Below are 24581 nucleotides of genomic sequence, written 5' to 3'. Positions count from 1 at the left end.
GTCCGACTCGATGCGGCGCTTTCCGGACGGAAGCGACCGGCATCACAGACACCGAAGGCGTGGTGCCCGGCCCCCCGAAGGGACCGGACACCACGCCCGGGGAACGACGCTCACGCGCGAACGGTCAGATCAGGCCGTCCCACATCTGCTCCAGCAGCACCGACCACCAGCTCTCCGGCGACGCCAGCGCCGCCGGGTCCAGCGCCACCAGCTGCGCCTGGAAGTCGACCGTCCAGCGGCCCGCCTGCTCCGGGTTGAGGCCGAACCGCAGCCGCCACATCCGGCCCAGCAGCGCCATGGAACGGGTGAACTCCGGCAGCCCGGTGTTGACGAACTGCGGCGGCACCGACTGCCCGCCCGGACCCGCCTCCACCGGTACGGCCACGATGTGCGCCGTGCCGTACTGCACACAGATCGCCCGGCCGAAGTCGGACCCCATCACGAGATACGAGCCCGCGTCCGGAGCCGGCTGCACCTGGCGCTGCGCGGCCAGCTCCGCCAGCGTCGGCACCACCGGCTGACCCGGCTGCGCCCAGAAGAACGGCCCGAAGTCGGCGGGCAGCCCCGCCCACACCAGCGTCCGCGCCACGATCTCCGGCACACCCTGGCGCGACACCGCGCGCTGGTCGAAGCGGAGCACGCCCTGCGGACCGAAGGTCTGCAGCATCTCCTCCGCGATGGCCTCCGGCGGCACCGGCATCGCGGGCGGCATCTGCGGCAGCGGCGCGCGCACCGGAGCCGGCCGCGCCGGGCCGTCGGCCACCTGGTGCAGCTCGCCCTGATGCGTCAGCAGATGCTGCATGCCCTGCTGCCGGCTGGCGTGGTCCGTGCCGTACGGGGCGACGCTGGTGATCCGCACCTGCGGCCAGGTCTCCCGGATCATCCGGGCGCAATAACCGCCCGGCAGCTCACAGGACTCCAGCTCCGTGTGCAGCTCGATGACCTGCTGCGGGGCCACGTTCATCGCCCGCAGCTCGTGCAGCATCTGCCACTCGGGGTGCGGGGTGCCCGGCGCCGAGCGGCGGATGAGCTGCTGCTCGCTGCCGTCGGGCGCGCGGTAGCGCAGCACCGCCTGGTAGCCGGGACCGACGGTCGGCTGACCGGTCGGCGCCTGCGGATAGCCGTACGCCGCCGGGGGCGGGGTGTGGCCGGCCGGCGCGCCCATCGGCGCACCGGGGGGACCGGGCGGGCCCGGCGGCTGCGGGGCCCGCGGACCGACCTGTCCGGGGCCCGCGAGCATCGTCGCCGCGTGGTGCACCCCGCCACCGGGCGGCGGGGTCGAACCGGGCGGCGGAGGCGGCTGCTGCCCGCCGGGCGGACCGGGCGGACCGGGCGGCTGCGGAGCCCCCGGGACGCCGGGCGGGCCCGGCGGCTGCGGGGCCTGCGGACCGACCTGGCCGGGGTCGGCGAACATCGTCGCGGCATGGTGCACCCCGCCACCGGGCGGCGGGGTCGGACCGGGCGGCGGCGGAGGCGTCGGGGCGCCGGGCGGCTGCGGTGCGCCGGGCGGGCCCAGCTGCGAGACGAGCTGCGTCGGCACATAACCGCCCGCCGGGGCGCCGGGCGCACCCGGACCCGAGGGCTGCGGCAGCGGAGCACCCGGGCGCGCGCCCGGCGTACCGGGCGCTCCGGGCGGGGGCGGAGCCGTCGGGCCGCTCCCGCGCGCCCCGCGCGGCGGCACGGCCGCCTTGCTGGTCGCGGCGTCGGAGATGTCCCCGGCACCGGGGCGGCCGGGCGGGGGCGTGTGCCCACCGGGCACGGGCGGCGGCGGGGTCTCCGGACCCGGCGCGGGCGGCGCGGGCTCGGCGGGCCGCTGCGGGTTCAGGCCCGGCACGATGGCCGTCCTGGGCAGCTGACTGCCGCCCGACATCAGCGCGGTCGGGGCGTCGGCCGCCACCACCGGGGGCGGCGTGCCCTCGTCGTCGGCGCCCGAGAGCGGCGGCGCGAACACCGTGGCCGACAGCGCCACCTCGGCGTCGTCGGAGTCCGCGCCGGTGTTGGTGTCGGTCCCGGCCCAGGGCGTGGCCCCGACCGGCAGCTGCGGCGAGGACGCCGGAACCCCGTCCGAGGCGGTCGGCTCGTACGCGACGGGAGAGGGCGAGGAAGAAGAAGGGGATGAGGGGGGCGGGGTGGCGCCGGGGCGGTCCGCCCGCTGGTCCGGGATACCCAGCTTGTCCGCCGCCTCCTGGAGCCACTCCGGGGGGCTCAGCAGGAACGACGTCTGGTTCAGATCGACGCGCTGCGGCGGCTCGGGGGCGGCCGGTGCCGCGGCGACCGAGCCGTACTCCTCCTCGTAACGCCGTATCACCTCGCCCACCGGCAGCCCCGGCCACAGCGTGGCCTCGCCGCTGTCCCGGGCGATCACCAGCCGCTGGCGGCCGCCGTCCGAGACAGGTCCGTCGGCCCGGTCCTCGGCCCACACCACGAAACCCAGCTCGAACTCGCGGACCCGCACCTCACGGTGCTGATACGCCGGGACGTCGCCGTTGACCCACTCGTCCGCCCGCTCCTGCGCCTGTGCGAAGGTCACCATCGCGCTCACCCCTCCACCGGGACGGCCTGCGCGAAGCCGCCGTCCACCATCAGGTTCGCCACCGTCTCCAGCTCCGGCGGGTTGCCCGCGAGCCGCTGCAGAAACGCGTCGAAGTCCGCACCGCACGGCAGCAGCAGCCGGTCCACCCGCTCCTGCACGGTCCAGCCGTCCTGGTCCCTGGCGTCGTCGTACGCGCAGAACCAGACCGAACCGATGCCGTTGCCCCTGACCTTCACCGCCAGGATGCCGCCCTGGACGAAACCGACGCCCAGATAGTCCTTGGTCAGGTGGTCCCGCAGGCACTTGTTGACGTACACCAGGTCGTTCACGGCGGCCTCCTCGCGCACCGTGAAGAACGGCTGGTCGATCAGCAGCCCCAGCTCCGCGTCGAGCACCGCGCCGACCGGGGCCGAACCGCCCGCCGCCTTGAGGAACGAGCGGTAGGCGCCCGGCAGCCGGTAGCCGAGGTCCTCCTCGACACCCAGGATCTGCTGCTCGCTCACCGCCACGGCCCCCTTCGGGAGCCGGAAGTGCGCGGGCCGGGTCTCCTGGAGCGGACGCGTGCCCCGCTTGTTCTGGTCGACCGCGGTCGTGGCCAGCCCGCCGTGGTGGCGCAGCAGCGCCTTCACCTCGACCGGGATCAGCTCCATCCGCCGGCCGCCCGGCACGTGGTGCCAGGTCCAGCCGTGCGGGGTGGCCACCGCCGGGATCGTGTCCCACAGTTCATGGCCGGCGGCCGCCAGCGCCGCGTTCGCCGACACGTAGTCGGTGAGCCGCAGTTCGTCGACGCCGAAGCCCTGCGGGGGTTCGGCGATCTCGGCGGCGGCGCGCGCGTACGGCGCGAAGTCCGGGCAGCCGTTGCCGTCCATGCGCACACCTGTGGGGTGGCGGGACGCCCGGACCGGGTCCGGGAAGTGCACGAGCTGCCCGGCGTAGGCCGCGTTCGGTGGCGCGGCTTGCTGCCCGAGCCGACCTGTCGTCATGGCGGTTGCCCCCTGCTGCGTCTGGCTGGTGAGGACCGACCTGCCCATGGGGGCGGTCCAGGCACAGCCTATGCGGTGTCACCCGAACGGGTCCCGCCCCACCGCTTCCCGGCCGCTTCCGTCACCAACCGTCACAACGGTGTGACGGAAGGGCGACGACCCGGCCACTGTCGCGCGACACGCAGACACGTTTCACCGACCCAGCTTTCACAGGACCCGACACATTTGGCAGGCTGTCACCCGCATACACGGGGGCGTGCACATTCGGCAGCGGCCGCTGCGGGCACGGGAGGGACACAGCACCATGCACACCGCACACTCTGCACAGACCGTCACCACCGGGGATCCACGACTCAGCTGGAGCAGCACGCAAGCGGGCCACGCCCCCCGCCTCAGCCACCGCCGCGACGGCATCCTGCCGGCGGTCGCCGCGGCCCTGTCCGTACGCGGCGAAACGCTCACCTGCACCGCGGGCAAGGGCGACCAGCCGCCCGTGCTCCACCACCTCGTCCAGGACTTCCTGGACACCCTTCCCAGCGGTCAGCGCGAGCGGTTCACCGGCCGCTGCCCCGAGGCGATACTGCTCTCCCGGCACCTCACCGCCGCCGAGACCGGGCGCTCCAAGCGCGCCCAGCGCAAGCCCCTCACCAACGGCGAGGCCCGCCGCGCCCTCAAGCACGCCCGGCTCACCGCCCGGCGCATCCGCGAGGACGGCGACCCGCTGCACGGCAGCTACGCGGCGCCCTGCCGCTCCTGCTCCGTCATGCTGGCCCACTTCGGGGTACGTCCCGTCGACCTCACCACGACCGGGGCGGCCACCACCGCCGAGAAGGGCTGACCGCGCCCCCATGCACGACCGCACCGAACTGCCCGAACAAGCGGGACCGGCCGGCCGGGACCGTCACGCGACCACCCGGTTCCCCATCGCCGTCGACGCCGCCCTGCGCGCCGCCGGCTGGCAGCCCGGCCGCTGGGACATCCGTCTGGCCGAGGAGTGGGCCGACGCCCTGCGCTCGCACGCCTCCCCCGCGGGCCACCAGCACGCCGTGTTCCCCGCGGCGGTGGAGGCCTGGGCCGAATTCGGCGGCCTGCGCATCACGGCGACCGCCCCGGGCCGCCAGATCGCCCCGGCGGCGGTACGGATCGACCCCCTGAGCGGACTCCATCTGGCCAGGACCCTGGGCGACCTCGGCCGGGCGCTGGGGACGGAGGTCGCACCACTGGGCGAGGAGGGGGACGGCCAGGCCGTGCTGGCGATCGACACGGAGGGACGGGTCTACAGCATCGACCACACCGGGGACTGGTTCCTGGGCGCGGACATCGACGCGGCCCTCACCACGCTCGTCACCGGCATCCAGCCGGAGCGCCTGGTCTCGGGCTGACCGCCGCCGGCCCGTCCGTCGTCCGAGCCGGGCCGAGGGTCACCCCGCCGAGCCGCCGCCGTCCGGCAGGACCGCCGAGACGCGATAGCCGCCCGCGTCCGTCGGGCCGGACACGAAGACCCCGCCCAGTCCGAGCACCCGCTCCCGCATGCCGACCAGGCCGTTGCCCCCGCTGGGCAGGCCCGCGTCCGCCGTGCCGGCGTCCGACGGGCCGTTCTCCACCTGCATGGCGACCTCGGCGCCCCGGTGCGCCAGCCGGACCCAGGTCTTGGCGCCCGCCGCGTGCTTGTGCACGTTCGTCAGGGCCTCCTGCACCACCCGGTACGCCGTCTGCTCGACCTCGGGCGCGTAGACCCGGGCCTCGCCCTCGACCGACAGCTCGACCGTCATCCCCGCCGCCCGCGACTGGCCCACCAGGACCTCCACCGCCTCCAGCCGGGGCCCGTCCTCCGCGGCTGCCGGGGCCGTGCGGCCGACGGAGGCGAGCGGCACCTTGGTCACCCGCGCCACCATCGGCTCCCCGGTGCGCAGCACGCCGAGCATCTCGCGCAGCTCCGTCAGCGCCTGGCGCCCCATGTCGCCGACGATCGCGGCGTTGCGCACGGCCTTCGCGGGGTCCTTGGGCGCGACCGCCTGGAGGGCCGCCGCGTGCACCACCATCAGGCTCACCCGGTGGGCGACCACGTCGTGCATCTCCCGGGCGATCCGGGTCCGCTCCTCGGTGCGCGCCCACTCGGCGCGCTCCTCGGCCCGGTCCGCGAGCAGCGACAGCTCCCGCTCCAGCGAGTCCGCCCGCTCCCGCAGGCTCTCCATGAGCCGGCGCCGCGCCCCTATGTAGAGGCCGAAGAGGACCGGCGGCGCGGTCAGGCCGACGGCCATGAAGAGGGAGAGCATCGGGACGTACCAGTCGCCGGGCCCGAAGTCGGCGTTGGCGTTGACGCCCTGGCGCAGCCGTACGTAGGTGACGATGAACGTCCCCACGAGGTTCATGCTCATCAGCACGGCGGTGATCCGCCGCGGCACGTCGGAGGCGGCCAGCGTGTAGAGGCCGACCAGACCCATCAGGAAGCCCATCTCGGCCGGCGTCGTCGCGATCGACACCAGCACCACCGCGATCGGCCACCGCCGGCGCACCAGCAGCACGGCCCCCGCGAACAGTCCGAACACCACCCCCAGGGGCACCGGCAGCCCGGTGTCCCCCGCGAAATCCACCCCTTCCAGCGCGCATTCCAGCGCCGATACCAGCGCCAGTCCCACATCCAGTGCGACACTCCGTCGCCGTTCCCACCACCAGTAGCCGCGGGTGGTCGGTCCCGCCGCTTCCCGGTCTGCCCCCGTTGCGGTCATGGCATCCAGCGTACGGGCGGGCGCACCTCATTTTCGGGTGACCCGGACAGCGGGTGCGCTTCCGGCCGCGATGACCCGTCGCGGCAGAGGGCGCTCGTGCGGCATAGTGTTGTCTGCCCGATCGACGGCCTGACGGTATGTCCAGTCGATCGGCTTTGCTGTCCCCTGTGGTGTAACGGCAGCACAGTGGCTTTTGGTGCCATTTGTCCGGGTTCGAATCCTGGCAGGGGAGCTTCTGCGAGCGGGCCCCGACCGATGCGGTCGGGGCCCGCCCCCGTTCCGGCCGGACGGCCCCCCGGTATCCTGCGGATGTCCACCACCCGAAGCCGAAGGGCATATCCGTGAGCTCCGTACGCCCGGCAGCCGTCGTCGTCCTCGCAGCGGGTGAGGGCACCCGCATGAAGTCGAAGACCCCCAAGGTCCTGCACGAGATCGCCGGGCGTTCGCTCGTCGGACATGTCGTCGCCGCCTCCCGCGAGCTGGACCCGCAGCATCTCGTCGTGGTCGTCGGCCACGCCAGTGAGCAGGTCACCGCGCATCTCACCGGGGCGGACGCCCAGGTGCGGACCGCCTACCAGGCCGAGCAGAAGGGCACCGGGAACGCGGTGCGCGTCGGGCTCGACGAGCTGGGCGGGACCGTCGAGGGCACCGTGATCGTCGTCTGCGGCGACACCCCGCTGCTGTCCGGCGGGACGCTGGCCGCGCTCGCCGCCACCCACACCGCCGACGCCAACGCCGTCACCGTGCTCAGCGCCGAGGTCCCCGACTCCACCGGCTACGGCCGCATCGTCCGCGACCCGGCGACCGGGGCGGTCACCGAGATCGTGGAGCACAAGGACGCCACCGAGGAGCAGCGCGCGATCCGGGAGATCAACTCCGGGGTGTTCGCGTTCGACGGGCAGCTCCTGACGGACGCGCTCGGCAAGGTCCGCACCGACAACAGCCAGGGCGAGGAGTACCTCACCGACGTGCTGTCCATCCTGCGCGAGGCCGGGCACCGCGTCGGCGCCTCGGTCGCCGGCGACCACCGGGAGATCCTCGGGATCAACAACCGGGTGCAGCTCGCCGAGGCCCGCCGGCTGCTGAACCAGCGGCTGCTGGAGCGGGCGATGACCGCCGGGGTGACCGTGGTGGACCCGGCGTCGACGCTGATCGACGTGACCGTGACGTACGAGCGGGACGCCATCGTGCACCCCGGTACGCAGCTGCTGGGCGCCACGCACCTCGGGGAGGACGCCGAGGTCGGGCCGAACTCGCGGCTGACGGACACCGTCGTGCACGCGGGCGCGCGGGTGGACAACACCGTCGCGCAGGGCGCCGAGGTCGGACCGGGCGCGAGCGTGGGTCCGTACGCCTATCTGCGGCCGGGCACCAGGCTGGGCGCCAAGGCCAAGGCCGGTACGTACGTGGAGATGAAGAACGCGACGATCGGCGAAGGGACCAAGGTTCCCCATCTGTCGTACGTGGGCGACGCGACCATCGGCGACCACACCAACATCGGTGCCGCCAGCGTCTTCGTGAACTACGACGGCGTGAACAAGCACCACACGACGATCGGCTCGCACTGCCGTACCGGTTCGGACAATATGTTTGTGGCGCCTGTCACGGTCGGGGACGGCGTCTACACCGCGGCCGGCTCCGTCATCACCAAGGACGTACCGTCCGGTTCGCTGGCCGTGGCCCGTGGCCAGCAAAGGAATATCGAGGGCTGGGTGGCCCGCAAGCGTCCGGGCAGCGCGGCCGCGCAGGCGGCTCAGGCCGCGGCGGAGGAGGCCGGCGGCGAAAGCTGACCGGAAACAGGTGCGTCGCGCACGGCGTACCGTGATAGATGCTCACCCCATTTCGGCTGGCTCGTTGCACATCGGGACATCTGCGTGCAGCGCCAGAAACACGTCTGAGGAGACTGTGCTGTGACCGGGATCAAGACGACCGGCGAGAAGAAACTGATGTTCTTCTCCGGCCGCGCCCACCCCGAGCTGGCCGAGGAGGTTGCGCACCAGTTGGGTGTCGGCCTCGTGCCGACGAAGGCCTTCGACTTCGCCAACGGCGAGATCTACGTCCGCTTCCAGGAGTCCGCCCGCGGCGCCGACTGCTTCCTGATCCAGAGCCACACGGCTCCGATCAACAAGTGGATCATGGAGCAGCTGATCATGCTGGACGCGCTGAAGCGCGCCTCGGCCCGCTCCATCACGGTGATCGTGCCGTTCTACGGCTACGCCCGCCAGGACAAGAAGCACCGCGGCCGTGAGCCGATCTCGGCGCGGCTGATCGCGGACCTGATGAAGACGGCGGGCGCGGACCGCATCCTCACCGTCGACCTGCACACCGACCAGATCCAGGGCTTCTTCGACGGCCCGGTCGACCACCTCTTCGCGCTGCCGATCCTCGCCGACTACGTCGGTGCGAAGGTCGACCGCACGAAGCTGACGATCGTCTCCCCGGACGCCGGCCGCGTCCGGGTCGCCGACCGCTGGTGCGACCGGCTGGACGCCCCGCTGGCGATCGTGCACAAGCGCCGCGACAAGGACGTGCCCAACCAGGTCAGCGTCCACGAGGTCGTGGGCAACGTCGAGGGCCGGGTCTGTGTCCTGGTCGACGACATGATCGACACCGGTGGCACGATCTGCGCCGCCGCCGACGCCCTGTTCGCGCACGGCGCCGAGGACGTCATAGTGACGGCGACGCACGGTGTCCTCTCCGGCCCGGCCGCGGACCGGCTGAAGAACTCCAAGGTCAGCGAGTTCGTCTTCACGGACACCCTGCCGACCCCGGGCGAGCTGGAGCTCGACAAGATCACGGTGCTCTCCATCGCGCCGACGATCGCGCGCGCGGTGCGCGAGGTCTTCGAGGACGGCTCGGTCACGAGCCTCTTCGAGGAGCAGTAGGCGGAAAACGGCAGGCGCCGGTACGCGCCGGGCGTCACAGAAGATCCACTTTGGGTGCGGCCTCCCCGCCGGGTAGACTCAGCGAGTTGCTCGGCGAGGGAGGCCGTACTCATGGGGTACGGCGGTCCGTTATCGACGCGCTCTTCGTAGCAGGCCTGTCGTGGGCCGGGTGACCATCCGAAGTTCTTGTCACCTTACGAGGAGTGCAGTCATGGCCGAGATCAAGCTCGCCGCCGAGGTCCGTACCGAGTTCGGCAAGGGTGCCGCCCGCCGTACGCGTCGCGCCAACCTGGTCCCCGCCGTGGTCTACGGCCACGGTGCCGAGGCCGTTCACATCACGCTTCCGGCCCACGAGCTGCAGCTCGCGCTCCGCACCGCCAACGTCCTCATCGGTCTCGAGATCGACGGCAAGGACGCGCTGGTCATCCCGAAGGCCGTGCAGCGCAACCCGCTCAAGGGCGACATCGAGCACGTCGACCTGCTGACCGTGAAGCGCGGCGAGAAGGTCAACGTCGAGATCGCGGTGCACGTCGAGGGCGACCTCGCCCCGGGCGGCAACCTGCTCGAGTACGTGCAGAACACCCTGCTCGTCGAGGCCGAGGCCACCCACATCCCCGAGTCCGTCACGGTCTCCGTCGCGGGCCTGGACGCCGGTGACTCGATCCTCGCCAAGGACATCCCGCTGCCCAAGGGCTCCGTGCTCGCCGGCGACGAGGACGCCGTCGTGCTCCAGGTCGTCGCCGCGCAGGCCGAGGAGCCGACCGCCGAGACCGCCGAGGAAGAGGGCGCCGAGGCCTGAGCCTCGCCCCACCTGCTTGACTGACGGGGCGGCCGGCTCTCCCACGGGAGGTCCGCCGCCCCGTTTTCCTGTCCCGCCGCACCGTTCCCGGCCCGCCGCACCACCGCCGTCCGCCCGTACGCGAGGAGACCCAGCGCGATGTCCGACGCCACCGACCCCTGGCTGATCGTGGGCCTGGGCAATCCCGGCCCCGAGTACGCGGCGAACCGGCACAACGTCGGCTTCATGGTCGCCGAGCTGCTCGCGGAGCGCATCGGCGGGAAGTTCAAGCGCGCCCCGAAGGCACAGGCGCAGGTGCTGGAGGGCCGGATCGGTCCGCCCGGCCCGCTGAGCCGGCGGGTGGTGGTCGCCAAGCCGATGTCGTACATGAACCTGTCCGGCGGGCCCGTCGCGGCGCTGCGCGACTTCTACAAGGTGCCGCTCGACCATGTCGTGGCCGTCCACGACGAGCTGGACATCGACTACGGGACGCTGCGGCTGAAGCTGGGCGGCGGCGACAACGGCCACAACGGGCTGAAGTCGATGACGAAGTCGATGGGGGCGGACTACCACCGGATCCGGTTCGGGATCGGGCGTCCGCCCGGCCGGATGCAGGTCGCCGACTTCGTGCTGAAGGACTTCTCGTCCACCGAGCGCAAGGAGCTCGCGTACCTGGTGGACCGGGCGGCGGACTCGGTGGAGTGCCTGCTCGCAGAGGGTCTGGAGCGCGCGCAGGGCGCGTACAACTCCTGACATACCTGCCGGTAACCCTGCGGTTTTCGGCCACGGCTTGACCGGGTGCAGCGCCCTGGCCAAGGATCTGCCCCCATGAAGCCCAGCTCCTCCCCCCGTGCCCTGCAGTACGCCCGCAGCGCGGCGCTCGGCTGTGTCGTCCTGCTGCTGCTGGTCGCGGGGGTGCTGTCGTCCTGGGACTCGGCGCATCACATCGTGCTGGCCAAGGGCCGGGAGCACGGCACGATGACGGTCACGGGCTGCGGCAGCGAGGTCTGCACGGGGTCGTTCACCCCGTCGGACGGGGCCGCCGCGCGGTCCCGGGTCTCGGTGGACCGGTCCGTCGCGGCCCGCAAGGGGGACCGCTTCCCGGTGGTGGTGAAGCCCGGCACCGATGACGTCGTACGCACCGGGGCGCCGGGCTTCCTGCATGCCTGGGTGCCGCTGGGCGGGGCGCTGGTGCTGGCCGCGCTGGTGATCGGCGGCGGGCTGCGGATGACCCGGACCGCCTGGGGCACCGGGATCGCGGGCGGGGTCCTGCTCGTGGCGACGTTCATCGCGCTGTGAGCGGGCCCCGCCCGCGGCCGTGGGTCAGCCGGTGTTGCGCAGCCCGGCGGCGACACCGTTGACGGTGAGCAGCAGGGCGCGGGCGAGCAGCGGGTCGGGCTCCTCGCCCCGTTCGAGCGCCTGGCGCTGGCGGGCCAACAGCGAGACCTGGAGGTAGGAGATCGGGTCCAGGTAGGCGTCACGGATGGCGAAGGTCTGCTGGAGCACCGGGCTGGTGCCGAGCAGTTCGGTGGAGCCGGTGACCTTCAGGACTTCCTGCACGGTCAGCGCGTGCTCGGCCTCGATGGCGTCGAAGACGTGCTTCAGCTCGTCGGGGACGAGCGTGTCGACGTAGTGCCGGGCGATGCGCAGGTCGGTCTTGGCCAGCGTCATCTCGACGTTGGACAGGAAGTTCCGGAAGAAGTGCCACTGCTCGTGCATCTCTTCCAGGACGGTGTCGAGACCGGCCTCGCGCAGGGCCTTGAGGCCGGATCCGACGCCGTACCAGCCGGGCACGATCTGCCGGGACTGGGTCCAGCCGAAGACCCACGGGATGGCCCGCAGACCGTCGAGCGAGACGCCCGAGCCGGGGCGGCGGGAGGGCCGCGAGCCCAGGTGCAGGTCGGCGAGCTGGTCCACCGGGGTGGAGGCGAGGAAGTACGCGGGCAGGTCCGGGTCCTCGACCAGCTTGCGGTACGCGCCGTGGGCGGCGTCGGAGACGGTGTCCATCGCCGCGTCCCAGCGGGCCAGGGCCTCGTCGGACTGGCGGGGCGCGGTGTGCAGGGCGGAGGCCTGGAGGGTGGCCGCGACGGTCAGCTCCAGGTTCTCCCGGGCGAGCGCCGGGATGAGGTACTTGTCGGAGATGACCTCGCCCTGCTCGGTCACCTTGATCTCGCCCTCCAGGGTGCCCCAGGGCTGGGCGAGGATCGCGTCGTGCGAGGGGCCGCCGCCGCGGCCGACGGTGCCGCCGCGGCCGTGGAAGAGACGCAGCCGTACGCCGTAGCGGTGGGCGACGTCGCGCAGCCGGCGCTGGGCGCGGTGGATCTCCCACTGGGAGGTGGTGATGCCGCCGAACTTGGAGGAGTCGGAGTAGCCGAGCATGACCTCCTGGACGTCGCCGCGGAGCGAGACGAGGCGGCGGTAGGAGGGGTCGGCGAGCATCTCGTCGAGGATGACGTCGGCGGCGCGCAGTTCGTCGGTGGTCTCCAGGAGCGGCACGATGCCGATCTCGGCCCAGCCGGCGTGCAGGTCGAGGAGGCCGGCCTCGCGGGCGAGGACGGCGGCGGCGAAGACGTCGTCGGCGCCCTGGCACATCGAGATGATGTAGGACTCGATGACCTCGGGGCCGAAGCGCTCGAAGGCTTCCTTGATGGTGTGGAAGACGCCGAGGGTCTTCTCGCCGGCCGCGTCGAGCGGGGCCGGGGTGGGAGCGAGCGGCCGGCGCGAGCGCAGCTCCTTGGCGAGCAGCTTCTGCCGGTAGTCGCGGGGCATGTCGGCGTAGCGCCAAGACTCCTCGCCGAGGCGGTCGAAGAGCTGGCCGAGGGTGTGGTGGTGGGCGTCGGCGTGCTCGCGGACGTCCATGGTGGCGAGCTGGAGGCCGAAGGCGGCGAGGGTGCGGATAGTGCGGTCCATCCGGCCGTCGGCGACGATGCCGGCCTTGTGCTCGCGCAGGGAGGTCTGGATGAGGGCCAGGTCGGCGACGAGTTCGGCGGTGCCGAGGTAGTCGCAGCCGGGGCGGTGCGGGGTGCCGTTGGCGAGGCGCTCGCGGGTGTTGACGAGCTTCTGCCGGACGCAGGTGGCCTTGAGGCGGTAGGGCTCCTCGGCGTTCAGCCGCTTGTAGCGGGGGCTGATCTCGGGGAGGCGCTCCAGGTCGTTCTGGAGGGAGGTCAGGAGCTCGTCGGTGGCTCCGGTGTAGCGGATGGAGTTGGAGAGCAGTCCGCGCAGCTGGTCGATGAGTTCCAGGGCGTCGGTGATGCCGTGCTCGTGCTGGAGGATCAGCACCTCCCAGGTGACGGCGGGCGTCACGTTGGGGTTGCCGTCGCGGTCGCCGCCGATCCAGGTGCCGAAGGTGAGGGGGCGGGTGCCGGCGGGCAGTTCGACGCCGACGCGCTCCAGTTCGGCGGCCAGGTCCTCCAGGACGTCGCCCACGGCGTTGGCGTGGAGTTCGTCGAGGTAGTAGATGGCGTTGCGGGCCTCGTCGGCGGGTTCCGGGCGGACCACGCGCAGCTCGTCGGTCTGCCAGATGAGGTCGATGTTCTCGGCGAGCCGGAGGTCCTGGCGGCGCCGGTCGGCCTCGATGACGGGGGTGTCGAGCAGCTCGGCGATGCGGCGGAGCTTGTTCAGGACGGAACGGCGTGCGGCCTCGGTGGGGTGGGCGGTGAAGACGGGCCGGACGTTGAGATTCTTGACCGTGGCGCGCAGGTGCTCCGGGTCGGCGTCCTTGAGGCGGTCGGCGGTGCGGGCGAGGAGACCGCCCTCGGCGGCACGGCGGTCGCGCATCTCGTGGGCGCGGTGCACCTGCTCGGTGACGTTGGCGAGGTGGAAGTAGGTGGAGAACGCGCGCACGAGCTGCGCGGCGGTCTCCAGATCCGTGTCGCCGAGAAGCTCGGCCGCCGCCTCGCCGTCGGTGCGGGTCAGGGCGCGGACCCGCTCGACGAGGTCGAGGAGCTCGGGCCCCTCCTGGCGTACGAGGGTCTCGCCCAGCAGGTCGCCGAGGCGTCGGATGTCGGCGCGCAGCTCGGGGCTGGCGGCAGGGGTCTGGTCGGCACTGCTCACAGTGTGCGGCTCCTTGCAGTGGTTGAGCACGGGATCCGGAGGGCCGCGGCCGGCTGCGGTGCCGACGCGACGCCCCGGAAAGCAGGGTGCGGACCGCGCTGTCCGACCTCTCCAGGATAGGTGTCCGTGCCGTGGGCGCTGTTCGCGCCCCGAAAGGTGTCCCCGGGTGTTCATGGCGGGGACGGCCGGGGCACGCGTGGTGTCCCTACCCCGTACGCGCCCCTCTGTGCGCACCCGGTCGCCCTCTCGTGTCGCGGGCCTCCTCGCTGCCATACTTACGACGCCGTAGGTTACGGGTGCGTAGCCCTTAGCTTTCCGACGTTCTCACCCTCAGGGGACTCCCCATGAAGACCAGCCCCGATGTGATCGAGGCCGCTCCGGCGGCCGACGGTCAGGCTCTTCCCCCCGCCACGCTCGGCGGGGACAACAAGCGGTCGATCGAGCAGATCGCGCTCCTGCTGTTCATCGTCGTGCCGTTCGTGGCGCTGGTCGCGGCGGTGCCGCTGGCCTGGGGCCGCGGTGTGAGCTGGCTCGATCTGGGACTGCTGGTGGCGATGTACTTCATCGGCTGCCACGGCATCACGATCGGTTTCCACCGGTACTTCACGCATGGCTCGTTCAAGGCGAGGCGTCCGCTCCGCATCGCCCTGGCCGTGGCCGGTTCGCTGGCTGTCGAAGGGCCCCTGGTGCGCTGGGTGGCCGACCACCGCAAGCACCACCGCTTCTCGGACGCCGAGGGCGACCCGCACTCGCCGTGGCGTTTCGGCGAGACGCTGCCGGCCCTGATGAAGGGGCTGTGGTGGGCGCACATCGCCTGGATGTTCGACGAGGAGCAGACGCCGCAGCAGAAGTACGCCCCCGACCTGATCCGGGACCCGGCCATCCGCGGGATCTCGCGTCACTTCCTCACCTTCACGATCGTCTCCCTGGCGATCCCGCCGCTGGTCGGCGGGCTGGTCACGATGTCCTGGTGGGGCGCGGCGACGGCGTTCTTCTGGGGTTCCCTGGTCCGGGTGGCCCTGCTGCACCACGTGACCTGGTCGATCAACTCCATCTGTCACGCGGTCGGCAAGCGCCCCTTCAAGTCGCGGGACAAGTCCGGCAACGTGTGGTGGCTGGCGGTGCTGTCCTGCGGCGAGTCCTGGCACAACCTGCACCACGCGGACCCGACGAGTGCGCGGCACGGCGTGATGAAGGGTCAGATCGATTCGAGTGCCCGGCTGATCCGCTGGTTCGAGAAGCTCGGCTGGGCGCACGACGTGCGCTGGCCCGACTCCGCCCGTATCGAGTCCCGGCGCAACCGCGCGGGGGCCGACGCGGCATGATTGACGACGTGGCGACCGACGGCAGCGCAAGCAGCGAGAACACCCGTGCACCCTCGGCCCGGCGGGCCCGCCGGGTGCGGATGACCGGGAAGGAACGCCGCGAGCAGCTGCTGGACATCGGTCGCACCCTCTTCGCCGACAAGGGGTTCGAGGGGACGTCGGTGGAGGAGATCGCGGCCCGCGCCGGGGTCTCCAAGCCGGTCGTCTACGAGCACTTCGGCGGCAAGGAGGGGCTGTACGCGGTGGTGGTGGACCGGGAGATGCGCCAGCTCCTGGACATGGTGACCAGCGCCCTGACCGCCGGCCATCCGCGGGAGCTGCTGGAGCAGGCGGCGTTCGCGCTGCTGGACTACATCGAGACGTACACGGACGGTTTCCGCATCCTGGTGCGGGACTCCCCGGTGGCACAGTCGACGGGCACGTTCGCCTCGCTGATCAGCGACATCGCCACCCAGGTGGAGGACATCCTCGGTCTGGAGTTCAAGGCGCGGGGCTTCGACCCGAAGCTGGCCCCGCTGTACGCGCAGGCGCTGGTGGGCATGGTGGCGCTGACGGGGCAGTGGTGGGTGAACGCGCGCAAGCCGAAGAAGGCGGAGGTCGCGGCCCATCTGGTGAACCTGGCGTGGCACGGCCTGGAGAACCTGGAGTCGAAGCCGCGGCTGATAGGGCATCGCAAGAACTGACCGGCCACCGCCCCGCCCGGGTGGTGGCCGCGGTGCGTCCGGGCGTGTGTCCAAGCCGAGATCTGATCCATTGCTAAACCACTTCAGTCCCGCTGATCACAGTTGTAGAGTCTGTGAACATCCCGGGAACGCTTCACCCTGCGTGTCACGCACTTGTGAATGTGTTTCTCCCGGTTCCACCACTTACCCCTGGGGGGGGCTTTGTCTTCTGTGGAACCCGGCCGCTCCGTCTCCGCGCGCTCGAAGCGCGCGCGGCGGATCACGGCCTGCACCGCACTCGTTCTCTCCGCCGGCATGCTGCTGGCGGCCCCGGCCTCGGCCGACGACTCGGCGCCCGCCCCGCGCGGCGCCACCCCGCAGTTCACCCCCGAGCTCGGCGCACAGCCGAACCTCGTGCTGCCGAAGCGCACCGCGAAGAAGAAGTCGCCCGCGGCCGGTACCGCCGGCGCGAAGGCGGCGGTCGTGCCCGCCAAGCCGCGCCTCGACGTGAACGGCGACGGCTACAGCGACACGATGTACCGCGGCCTCGACGGCAACCTGTACGTCTGGGCGGACTCGTCGGGTGCGCACGAGTACACGATCAACAGTGACGACCAGTACGAGACGCCCAAGGACATCATCGCGCCGGGCGACCTCGACGGCGGCGGCATGCCCGACTTCCTGACGCTGTCGGCGTCGGGCAAGCTCTCGCTCTACCAGAGCTGGGGCGAGACCAACACCGGCTATGTCACCTGGTCGGGCACCGGCTGGCAGAAGTACAACAAGGTCGTCGCCGCCGGCGACCTGAACGGCGACGGCCGCGGCGACCTGCTCGCGCGCACGCCCTCCGGCGACCTGTACGAGTACACCTCCACCGGCAAGGTGGACAGCGCGCCCTTCAAGGCCGGTGTCAAGGTGGGCTACGGCTGGGGCTCGTACGACCAGATCGTCGGCGCCAACGATGTCAACGGCGACGGCATCGGCGACATCATCGCCCGCACCACCGCCGGTGACCTGTACTTCTACGCCGGTACGGGCGACGCGGCGAAGCCGTTCAAGGCACGGGTCAAGGCCGGCTACGGCTTCGACATCTACAACCAGCTCGTCGCGGTGGACGACATCGACGGCGACGGGCTCGGCGACATCATCGCCCGCAAGCCGGGCGGCGACGTCTACACCTACCTGTCCACCGGCTACGGCACCTTCGCGCCGCGCATCACCGGCGGCAGCGGGTGGAACGCGGCAGCGCTGTTCGTCGGCGCCGGCGGCAACCCGGACTTCGGCAAGCACGAGATCGAGGCCCGGACCAAGGGCGGCAGCCTGTACTGGTACCAGGCCAGGAACAACGGGCAGTTCTTCCCCCGTCAGCTGGACAGCTCGGACACGGGCTGGAACCAGGTGAGCCTGTCGCTGGCCTCCTCGCTCGACAACGACGGCTGGGCCGACCTGGTCCAGCAGTACAAGGGCCAGCTGTACATCGGGGCGAACTACATCGGTTCCGGCTGGCACGTCTACAACAGCCTGACCGGCCCCGGCGACCTGAACGGCGACGGCAAGGGCGACCTGCTGGCCCGCGACACCAAGGGCGACCTGTACCTCTACAAGGGCAACGGGCTCGCCACCAAGTTCGCGGCCAAGGCCAAGGTCGGCTACGGCTTCAACACGTACAACAAGATCGTCGGCGCCGGTGACCTCAGCGGTGACGGCATCGCCGACGTCGTGGCCCGCGCCAAGGACGGCACGCTCTACCTCTACAAGGGCACGGGCAACGCCGCCGCGCCCCTGAAGGCGCGCGTGAAGATCGGCACCGGGTACAACACCTACAAGCAGTTCGCCGCTCCGGGTGACATCAACGGTGACGGCAAGGCCGACCTGATCGGCGTCGACGGCAAGGGCGATGTGTACCGCTACACGTCGACCGGCACGGGCTCGATCACCAAGCGCGTGAAGATCGGCTACGGCTGGGACATCTACAACAACCTGTACTGAGCGTCCCGCTCGGCCGTTCGCGCCCCGCGCCCCGTCCCCGGCTCTCCGGGGGCGGGGCGCTCCCGCGTTCTCAGCCGTCCACCGGCTCCAGGAACTCCAGCCGGTTGCCCACCGGGTCGTGGCTGAAGAAGCGGCGGTGGCCGGGCAGGTCCGCGTCCCACCGCACCTCGGCGCCGTGTTCCGTCAGCCGGGCCGCGAACGCCCCGATGTCCGTCACCCGCAGTCCGGGGTGGGCCTTGCGGGCCGGGCGGAAGTCCGCCTCGACGCCCAGATGGAGCTGGACGGGGCCGGTGGCGAACCAGCAGCCGCCCCGGGCCGCGAGCACCGGCGGTTTGGGCAGCTCCGTCATGCCGAGCACGTCGACGTAGTACGCGCGCAGGACGTCCTCGGAGCCGGCGGGGGCGGCGAGCTGAACATGGTCGACGGCGGCGATCATCACTTCTCCCGGTGGGTGACGGCGAAGATGCGGCGGAAGGGGAAGAGCGTGCCGTGCGGGCCCTCGGGGTAGGCGGTGCGCAGCAGGTCGCGGTAGTCGGCGAGGAAGGCGTCCCGGGCCTCCTCGTCGTCGGCGAGGGCGGTGAGGACGGGGCGCAGTCCGGTGCCCTTCACCCAGTCCAGGACGGCGTCCCGGCCGGGCAGCAGGTGCAGATAGGTGGTCTCCCAGACATCGGCGGTGCGGCCGGGGCCGGTGAGCCGGTCCAGATAGCCGGCGGGGCTCAACACGGCGTCGGCGTGGCGCAGCCGGCCGCCCAGCCGGGCCCGCCAGCGCGGGGACCCGGCGAGTTCGCGCATCAGGGCGTGCGAGGGCTGGTCGAAGTTGCCCGGGACCTGGAAGGCGAGGGTGCCGCCGGGGGCAAGGCCGTCCAGCCAGTCGGGGAAGCGGTCGGCGTGGCCGGGGACCCACTGGAGCAGGGCGTTGGAGACGATCAGCCCGTACGGCTCCGCGGGCGTCCAGGTGGCGGCGTCGGCCTCGGCGAAGTCCAGCAGGGGCGTGGCGTGCTCGCGGGCGCGCTCCAGCATCTGCGGTGAGTTGTCGTAGCCGGTGACACGGGCTGCGGGCCAGCGCTCGGCGAGCAGGGCGGTGACGTTGCCCGCGCCGCAGCCGAGGTCGGCGATCCGGGGGGCCGGGGCGCCCGGCGGCTCGGGGACGCGGGCCAGCAGGTCTCGGAAGGGGCGGGTGCGGTGGTCCGCGTGTCGCAGGTACTGCTGCGGATCCCAGAGGGGTGCGGTCATGGCTCCAGGATCCGCGCAGAAGTATCTTGATGTCAAGACACTCGAATTCAAGAGACTTCATGTCGAGGGACCCTCTACACTGATCCACATGGAGGACGAGGTCGACCGGCTGGTCGCTGCATGGCGCCGAGAGCGCCCCGACCTCGACGTGGAACCACTCGAGGTCCTCAGCCGTGTCTCCCGCCTGGCCCGACACCTCGACCGGGCCCGCCGGATCGCCTTCGCCGAGCACCACCTCGAACCGTGGGAGTTCGACGTCCTCACGTCGCTGCGGCGCGCCGGGGCTCCGTACCAGCTCTCCCCCGGGCAGCTGCTCACCCAGACCCTGGTGACCTCGGGCACGATGACCAACCGCATCGACCGGCTCACCAAGAAGAACCTCGTCGAGCGGCTTCCCGACCCCAGCGACCGGCGCGGGGTGCTGGTCCGGCTCACCGCAGAGGGCCGGGACAAGGCCGACCAGTCGCTGGCCGGCCTGCTGGCCCAGGAGCGCGCCATCCTCGGCGAGCTCTCCCGCCACCAGCGCGCCGAACTGGCGGGGCTGCTACGCCAGTTGACCGCCCCGTTCGACAACATCCCCGGCTGACGTCGCCTCCAGGTCGACCGGTCCGACCCCGGCCCGCCGCGCCAGCGCCACCGCGGCCAGGGTGGAGTGCACGCCCAGCTTCCCCAGCACGTTCTGCATGTGCGTCCGCACCGTGTGCGGGGAGAGGAAGAGGCGCTCCGCCACCGCCTTGCGGCCCAGGCCCGCCACCATGCAGCGCAGCACCTCGCGCTCGCGCGGGGTCAGCGACTCGACCAGCTCCTCGCTCTCCGTGCGGTGCTTGCGGTCCGCCATCAGCTCCCGCAGCACGCCCGTGAGCAGCGCGGCCGGCAGATGCGTCTCGTCGCGCAGGACGCCCCGGATCACTGCGAGGAGCCGTTGCAGCGAGCTGTCCTTGGCGACCCAGCCGCAGGCTCCGGCCTGGAGCGCGAGCGCGGCCCGGCGCGGGTCGTCCTTCTCGGCGAGCACCACCGTGCGCACCGAGGGCTGGCCGGAGCGCACCCCGGCGACCAGCGAGATCCCGTCGACCAGGCCGTTGTCCCCGGTGTTCGGCGCGGGCACCGGGACCGGGCCCGCGCCCGTACGCCCCGGGGGCAGGATGCCCAGCTCGGCGTCGACCAGCAGCACGTCGTACCCGTGGCCCTCGGCCGCGGCGCGGTCCAGACAGCGCAGGGCGGCCGGGCCGCTGCCCGCCGCCGACACATCGACATCCGGCTCGGCCGCGAGCGCGGCGGCGAGCGACTCGGCGAAAATACGGTGGTCGTCGACCACGAGAACCCGGATACGGACCACAGGCACCCCCATGCTGTGCGTTCTGGGCGCCCCCGCAGCGCCCCGGCCGGGGACGGACCGGCACGGGTGCGGCGCCCGGAGCGGGGTGGTGAAACCGGGCTCGCGGCCGCCGCCGTCCACCCGCCTGACACACCCCGCCCGGACACCGCACCCGGCTGTCTCGTACCCCTGAATCAACACCGGCCCCCACCGGTGCTGTGCATCAGCGTACGGGGGGCGGCCGGGGGCGGGAGCGGATTCGCGGAACTCGCGGACGGAGCGGACGGGCGACCCGCCCTAGGGTGGTACGCATGTTCCGTCTTGAGGCAGAAGTGGACAGAGAACGGCGTCAGTTGCTGAACCGGCGGCTGCGCGACGACAACACCGCGCGCTCACCCAGGATCCGCGCCCTGCGCGACACACCCGCCGCGCACGAGGTCCCGCTGGAGGTGTGGGCGCTGGACGAGGACGGCGGGCTCGCGGCGGGGCTGACCGGCCGCACCTGGGCGTACTGGCTCCATGTGGACCTGCTCTGGGTCGACGCGGGACACCGGGGTTCCGGCCTCGGCTCGCGGCTGCTGGCCAAGGCGGAACGGGTGGCGCTGACGGACCGGGACTGCACCCGCTCCCGGGTGGAGACCTGGGACTTCCAGGCGCCGGGCTTCTACCGGGCGCGGGGGTACGAAGTCGCCGGGCGGGTCGAGGACTACCCGCCCGGCGTCACCGAGTTCACGCTCGTCAAGCGGCTCGGCCCGGGGGCCGCGCCGGTTCAGACGAGCCGGCGCGCTCCCGCCGACGGCACGGCGGGGAACACGCCCGGCGCCGCGTAGCCCGCAGCGGCGAAGGCCTCCAGGACGGACTTGGTGACGGTGTCCTCCTGCGCCTCCTCGACCAGCACGATCGCCGAGCCGCCGAAGCCGCCCCCGGTCATCCGCGCACCGAGCGCCCCGGCCGCGTTCGCCGTCTCGACGACGAGGTCCAGCTCCACGCAGGAGACCCGCAGATCGTCGCGGAGCGAGACATGGCCCGCCGTGAGCACCGGGCCCGCCGCGCGCACCTCGCCCGCGTCGAGCAGCGCGATGACCTGCTCGACGCGCTGGTTGTCGCCGACCACATGGCGTACGTAGCGCACCACGGACTCGTCGGCGCCGGCCTCGGCCAGGGTGTCGAGCGCGGCACCGAGCCCCTCGTACGGCAGCTCGCGCAGGGTACGGAGACCGAGGACGCGGGCGCCCTCCTCGCAGCCGGACCGCCGCTCGGCGTACGCACCGTCGCCCAGCGCGTGCTTGACCCGGGTGTCGACGACCAGCAGCCGCAGCCCGTGCGCGGCGAGGTCGAAGGGGACCTGGCGAAGGCCCAGGTCGCGGGTGTCGAGGTGCAGGGCGTGGCCCTCGGTGCAGCAGGCCGAGGCCATCTGGTCCATGACGCCGCAGGGGACGCCGACGAACGCGTTCTCGGCGCGCTGGGCCAGGACCGCCAGCTCGGCGGGGGCGAGGCCGAGCCCGAAGAGGTCGTTCAGGGCGAGCGCGGTGACCACTTCGAGGGCGGCGGAGGAGGAGAGCCCGGCGCCGGTGGGCACGGTGGAGGTGAGCTGGATGTCGGCGCCGGTGACCGGGTGTCCCGCCTCGCGCAGCGCCCAGACGACCCCGGCCGGGTAGGCGGCCCAGCCGTGGCCCGAGTGCGGGGTCAGCTCGTCGACACGGAGCCGGACGACTCCGCCGGGCACATCGGTGGAGTGCAGCCGCAGCTCGCCGTCCGTGCGGCGGGCGACGGCGGCCCGTGCGGTGTGCGGCAGGGCGAGCGGCATCACGAAGCCGTCGTTGAAGTCGGTGTACTCGCCGATCAGGTTGACCCGGCCGGGTGCGGCCCAGATCCCCTCGGGGGCGCTCCCGTAGAGCTCGGTGAAGGAGGCGGTCAGCTCAGCGTGGTCGGTCATGGTGCGGTGGGCTCCTCTCGGCGGGCGAACGTCCAGGCGTCGGAGACGATTCCGGCCAGATCGGCGCGGGAGGGCTGCCAGCCGAGCCGCTCCCTGGCGGTGGCGGCGGAGGCCACGAGGACGGCCGGGTCGCCGGCGCGGCGGGGGGCCGCCGCCTCGGGGACCGGGTGGCCGGTGACCTCGCGGACCGTCTCGATGACCTCGCGGACCGAGAAGCCGTTGCCGTTGCCGAGGTTGCAGATGAGGTGCTCGCCCGCGGTGGCGGCGTCCAGAGCCAGCAGATGGGCCTCGGCGAGGTCCGCGACATGGATGTAGTCGCGGACGCAGGTGCCGTCCGGGGTGGGGTAGTCGTCACCGTAGACGGAGATCGACTCGCGCTGCCCGAGGGCGACCTGGAGGACCAGCGGGATGAGGTGGGACTCGGGGCTGTGCCGCTCGCCGCAGTTGCCGTACGCCCCCGCCACGTTGAAGTAACGCAGCGAGACGGCGGCCAGTCCGTGGGCGGCGGCCTCGCCGGTGATCATGTGGTCGACGGCCAGCTTGGTGGCGCCGTACGGGCTGGTGGGGGCCGTGGGGTCGGTCTCCGTGATGGGGCTGGAGACCGGCTCGCCGTAGGTCGCGGCGGTGGAGGAGAACACCAGGGTGCGCACCCCGGCGTCGCGCATCGCGGCGAGCAGGGCGGTGGTGCCGCCGACGTTGTTGACCCAGTACTTCTCCGGGTCGGTGACGGACTCGCCGACCTGGGAGTACGCGGCGAAGTGGAGCACCCCGTCGTAGGAGGCGTCCAGCCACTTCGCGGCGTCCTGAATGCGCCCCTCGATGAACTCGGCGCCGGCCGGGACGCCCTCGCGGAAGCCGGTGGAGAGGTCGTCCAGGACGGTGACGGTGTGCCCCGCCTCCAGCAGGTGCTGGGCGACGACGCTGCCGACGTATCCGGCACCGCCGGTCACCAGGTACTTCTTCGGGGAGTTGCTCACTGGCTCGCTACCTCTCGCAGTCGCTGGGCCGCGGTCTCCGGCGGCACGTCGTTGATGAACACGCTCATGCCGGATTCGGAACCCGCGAGGAACTTCAGCTTGCCGGAGGTGCGTCGGATGGTGAAAAGCTCCAGATGGAGCCCGAAGTCCTCCCGCCCCTCGACCCCGAACGGCGCCTGGTGCCAGGCGGAGATGTACGGGGTCGGCGGCTCGCCGGGGCCAAAGATCCGGTCGAATCGCCTCAAGAGTTCCAGATAGACCTGTGGGAATTCCGTGCGGGCGGCCTCGTCGAGTTCCCGCAGGTCGGGGACGCGGCGGCGCGGGTGCAGATGGACCTCGTAGGGCCAGTGCGCCGCGTACGGCACGAAGGCGATCCAGTGCTCGGCGGCGAGGACGATCCGGGAGCCGTCCGCCTCCTCGCGGGCCACCACGTCGTCGAAGAGGTTGCCCCCGGTCTCCGCGCGGTGGGCGGCCAGGGAGCGGAGCATCAGCTCGGTGCGCGGGGTGACGAAGGGGTAGCCGTAGATCTGGCCGTGCGGGTGGCCGAGCGTGACGCCGATCTCGGCGCCCCGGTTCTCGAAGCAGAACACCTGCTTGACCTGCGGAAGCTCGGCGAGCTCGGCGGTCCGGTCGGTCCAGGCCTCCAGGACGAGCCCGGCCTGGTCCTCGGTGAGGTCGGCGAACGAGGCGTCGTGGTCGGAGGTGAAGCAGACGACCTCGCAGCGTCCGGAGCCGCCGGCGAGGGAGGGGAAGCGGTTCTCGAAGACGGCGACGTCGTAGTCCGCCTCCGGGATCTCGCTCTGCCGGCCGTCGCGCGAGGGGCACAGGGGGCACTCGTCGGCCGGCGGGTGGTAGATCCGGCCCTGCCGGTGCGAGGCGATGGCGACGCTGTCGCCGAGCAGGGGGTCACGGCGGATCTCGGACGAGGTCGAGACGGGATCGAGGGGGCGGGGGTCGACCGCCTCGCGCACGACGTCGTCACGGCTGTCGTAGTAGAGCAGCTCCCGGCCGTCGGCGAGCGTCGTAACCGTCTTCTTCACCAGACTCCTCCCAAACATAACCCAACACAATGAACCACAACTCAACAGGCCCGTCAATGCGTCAACAGGCCCGGGGTGACGGGAATCTCGCAGGGTTGAGGCCCGGGTTTCGGGCAATACGATCACAATCAAACAAAGAACCT

22 protein-coding genes and 1 tRNA gene are annotated in these 24581 nt (G+C 72.2%); 13 read left to right on the top strand and 10 right to left on the bottom strand.

The features are described 5' to 3' along the window. Window positions 1–124 precede the first annotated feature (124 nt). Window positions 125–2533, bottom strand: a complete 2409-nt coding sequence (locus tag RLT58_RS21730) for an SUKH-4 family immunity protein (protein WP_311312042.1) — start codon at window positions 2531–2533, stop codon at window positions 125–127. A 5-nt stretch (window positions 2534–2538) separates the two neighbouring features. Further along, on the bottom strand, window positions 2539–3516 hold the full coding sequence (locus tag RLT58_RS21725) for an SMI1/KNR4 family protein (protein ID WP_311312041.1): 978 nt from the start codon (window positions 3514–3516) through the stop codon (window positions 2539–2541). Between the two features lie 304 nt (window positions 3517–3820). Between RLT58_RS21725 and RLT58_RS21720 the strand changes: the two genes are divergently transcribed. Beyond that, complete coding sequence (locus RLT58_RS21720) at window positions 3821–4354, top strand: YwqJ-related putative deaminase (protein WP_311312040.1); 534 nt, start codon at window positions 3821–3823, stop codon at window positions 4352–4354. 10 nt (window positions 4355–4364) lie between these two features. Continuing rightward, on the top strand, window positions 4365–4898 hold the full coding sequence (locus tag RLT58_RS21715) for an SUKH-3 domain-containing protein (protein ID WP_311312039.1): 534 nt from the start codon (window positions 4365–4367) through the stop codon (window positions 4896–4898). A 39-nt stretch (window positions 4899–4937) separates the two neighbouring features. Here RLT58_RS21715 and RLT58_RS21710 read toward each other — a convergent pair whose 3' ends face one another. Next, window positions 4938–6245 carry a sensor histidine kinase gene (locus RLT58_RS21710; RefSeq protein WP_311312038.1) on the bottom strand — a complete coding sequence of 436 codons (1308 nt, stop codon included), beginning with the start codon at window positions 6243–6245 and terminating at the stop codon, window positions 4938–4940. Between the two features lie 161 nt (window positions 6246–6406). Between RLT58_RS21710 and RLT58_RS21705 the strand changes: the two genes are divergently transcribed. From RLT58_RS21705 to RLT58_RS21680, 6 genes are all read left to right on the top strand, one after another. Continuing rightward, a tRNA-Gln gene (locus tag RLT58_RS21705) sits at window positions 6407–6477 on the top strand. 109 nt (window positions 6478–6586) lie between these two features. Beyond that, complete coding sequence (glmU, locus tag RLT58_RS21700; protein ID WP_311312037.1) at window positions 6587–8035, top strand: bifunctional UDP-N-acetylglucosamine diphosphorylase/glucosamine-1-phosphate N-acetyltransferase GlmU; 1449 nt, start codon at window positions 6587–6589, stop codon at window positions 8033–8035. A 120-nt stretch (window positions 8036–8155) separates the two neighbouring features. Next, a complete protein-coding gene (locus RLT58_RS21695) occupies window positions 8156–9130 on the top strand; it encodes a ribose-phosphate diphosphokinase (RefSeq protein ID WP_311312036.1) in 975 nt (324 codons plus the stop codon). Between the two features lie 211 nt (window positions 9131–9341). Then, on the top strand, window positions 9342–9929 hold the full coding sequence (locus RLT58_RS21690; protein ID WP_311312035.1) for a 50S ribosomal protein L25/general stress protein Ctc: 588 nt from the start codon (window positions 9342–9344) through the stop codon (window positions 9927–9929). A 138-nt stretch (window positions 9930–10067) separates the two neighbouring features. Then, window positions 10068–10661, top strand: a complete 594-nt coding sequence (gene pth, locus RLT58_RS21685; protein WP_311312034.1) for an aminoacyl-tRNA hydrolase — start codon at window positions 10068–10070, stop codon at window positions 10659–10661. A gap of 75 nt (window positions 10662–10736) precedes the next feature. After that, window positions 10737–11207 carry a hypothetical protein gene (locus RLT58_RS21680; protein WP_311312033.1) on the top strand — a complete coding sequence of 157 codons (471 nt, stop codon included), beginning with the start codon at window positions 10737–10739 and terminating at the stop codon, window positions 11205–11207. Between the two features lie 24 nt (window positions 11208–11231). Here RLT58_RS21680 and ppc read toward each other — a convergent pair whose 3' ends face one another. After that, window positions 11232–13961 (bottom strand): phosphoenolpyruvate carboxylase, encoded by a 2730-nt coding sequence (gene ppc, locus RLT58_RS21675; protein WP_311312032.1) that lies wholly within the window; start codon window positions 13959–13961, stop codon window positions 11232–11234. 344 nt (window positions 13962–14305) lie between these two features. On the opposite strand from ppc, the gene RLT58_RS21670 reads away from it, so the two are divergent. The 3 genes from RLT58_RS21670 to RLT58_RS21660 all read left to right on the top strand — a co-directional run bounded on the left by RLT58_RS21670 (window position 14306) and on the right by RLT58_RS21660 (window position 17937). Beyond that, window positions 14306–15286 carry an acyl-CoA desaturase gene (locus RLT58_RS21670; protein WP_311312031.1) on the top strand — a complete coding sequence of 327 codons (981 nt, stop codon included), beginning with the start codon at window positions 14306–14308 and terminating at the stop codon, window positions 15284–15286. Next, window positions 15283–15969 (top strand): TetR family transcriptional regulator, encoded by a 687-nt coding sequence (locus RLT58_RS21665; RefSeq protein WP_311312030.1) that lies wholly within the window; start codon window positions 15283–15285, stop codon window positions 15967–15969. The genes RLT58_RS21670 and RLT58_RS21665 overlap by 4 nt, the downstream gene beginning before the upstream one ends. A gap of 210 nt (window positions 15970–16179) precedes the next feature. Next, window positions 16180–17937: an FG-GAP repeat domain-containing protein gene (locus RLT58_RS21660; protein ID WP_311314596.1), complete on the top strand. Its 1758-nt coding sequence runs from the start codon at window positions 16180–16182 to the stop codon at window positions 17935–17937. Between the two features lie 70 nt (window positions 17938–18007). Here the strand turns inward: RLT58_RS21660 and RLT58_RS21655 are convergent, their stop codons facing one another. Both RLT58_RS21655 and RLT58_RS21650 read right to left on the bottom strand, forming a co-directional pair. Then, the gene (locus tag RLT58_RS21655) at window positions 18008–18373 is read right to left on the bottom strand and encodes a VOC family protein (RefSeq protein ID WP_311312029.1); all 366 of its coding nucleotides are present in this window, start codon (window positions 18371–18373) and stop codon (window positions 18008–18010) included. Beyond that, window positions 18373–19170: a trans-aconitate 2-methyltransferase gene (locus tag RLT58_RS21650; protein WP_311312028.1), complete on the bottom strand. Its 798-nt coding sequence runs from the start codon at window positions 19168–19170 to the stop codon at window positions 18373–18375. Before RLT58_RS21650 ends, RLT58_RS21655 begins: the two co-directional genes overlap by 1 nt. A gap of 88 nt (window positions 19171–19258) precedes the next feature. Here RLT58_RS21650 and RLT58_RS21645 point away from each other — a divergent pair, with 88 nt between their 5' ends. Then, window positions 19259–19756, top strand: coding sequence for a MarR family winged helix-turn-helix transcriptional regulator (locus tag RLT58_RS21645; protein WP_311312027.1), 498 nt, complete (start codon window positions 19259–19261; stop codon window positions 19754–19756). On the opposite strand, the gene RLT58_RS21640 is transcribed toward RLT58_RS21645, so the two are convergent. Beyond that, window positions 19715–20506, bottom strand: coding sequence for a LuxR C-terminal-related transcriptional regulator (locus RLT58_RS21640; RefSeq protein WP_311314595.1), 792 nt, complete (start codon window positions 20504–20506; stop codon window positions 19715–19717). The genes RLT58_RS21645 and RLT58_RS21640 overlap by 42 nt on opposite strands. Window positions 20507–20796: 290 nt before the next feature. Here RLT58_RS21640 and RLT58_RS21635 point away from each other — a divergent pair, with 290 nt between their 5' ends. Continuing rightward, on the top strand, window positions 20797–21315 hold the full coding sequence (locus tag RLT58_RS21635) for a GNAT family N-acetyltransferase (protein ID WP_311312026.1): 519 nt from the start codon (window positions 20797–20799) through the stop codon (window positions 21313–21315). Here the strand turns inward: RLT58_RS21635 and galK are convergent. Genes galK through galT form a run of 3 tightly spaced genes read right to left on the bottom strand, consistent with a single transcriptional unit; the run spans window position 21255 to window position 24438 of the window. Continuing rightward, the gene (galK, locus tag RLT58_RS21630; RefSeq protein ID WP_311312025.1) at window positions 21255–22421 is read right to left on the bottom strand and encodes a galactokinase; all 1167 of its coding nucleotides are present in this window, start codon (window positions 22419–22421) and stop codon (window positions 21255–21257) included. The two genes, RLT58_RS21635 and galK, sit on opposite strands and share 61 nt — an antisense overlap. Then, the gene (gene galE, locus RLT58_RS21625) at window positions 22418–23398 is read right to left on the bottom strand and encodes a UDP-glucose 4-epimerase GalE (RefSeq protein ID WP_311312024.1); all 981 of its coding nucleotides are present in this window, start codon (window positions 23396–23398) and stop codon (window positions 22418–22420) included. The genes galK and galE overlap by 4 nt, the downstream gene beginning before the upstream one ends. After that, complete coding sequence (gene galT / locus RLT58_RS21620; RefSeq protein WP_311312023.1) at window positions 23395–24438, bottom strand: galactose-1-phosphate uridylyltransferase; 1044 nt, start codon at window positions 24436–24438, stop codon at window positions 23395–23397. Before galT ends, galE begins: the two co-directional genes overlap by 4 nt. Window positions 24439–24581 lie beyond the last annotated feature (143 nt).

The sequence above is a fragment of the Streptomyces sp. ITFR-16 genome (assembly GCF_031844705.1).
Taxonomy (GTDB): Bacteria; Actinomycetota; Actinomycetes; order Streptomycetales; family Streptomycetaceae; genus Streptomyces.
The sequence above is the reverse complement of the archived record's forward strand: the minus strand, read 5'-3'. Positions and strand labels throughout refer to the sequence as shown.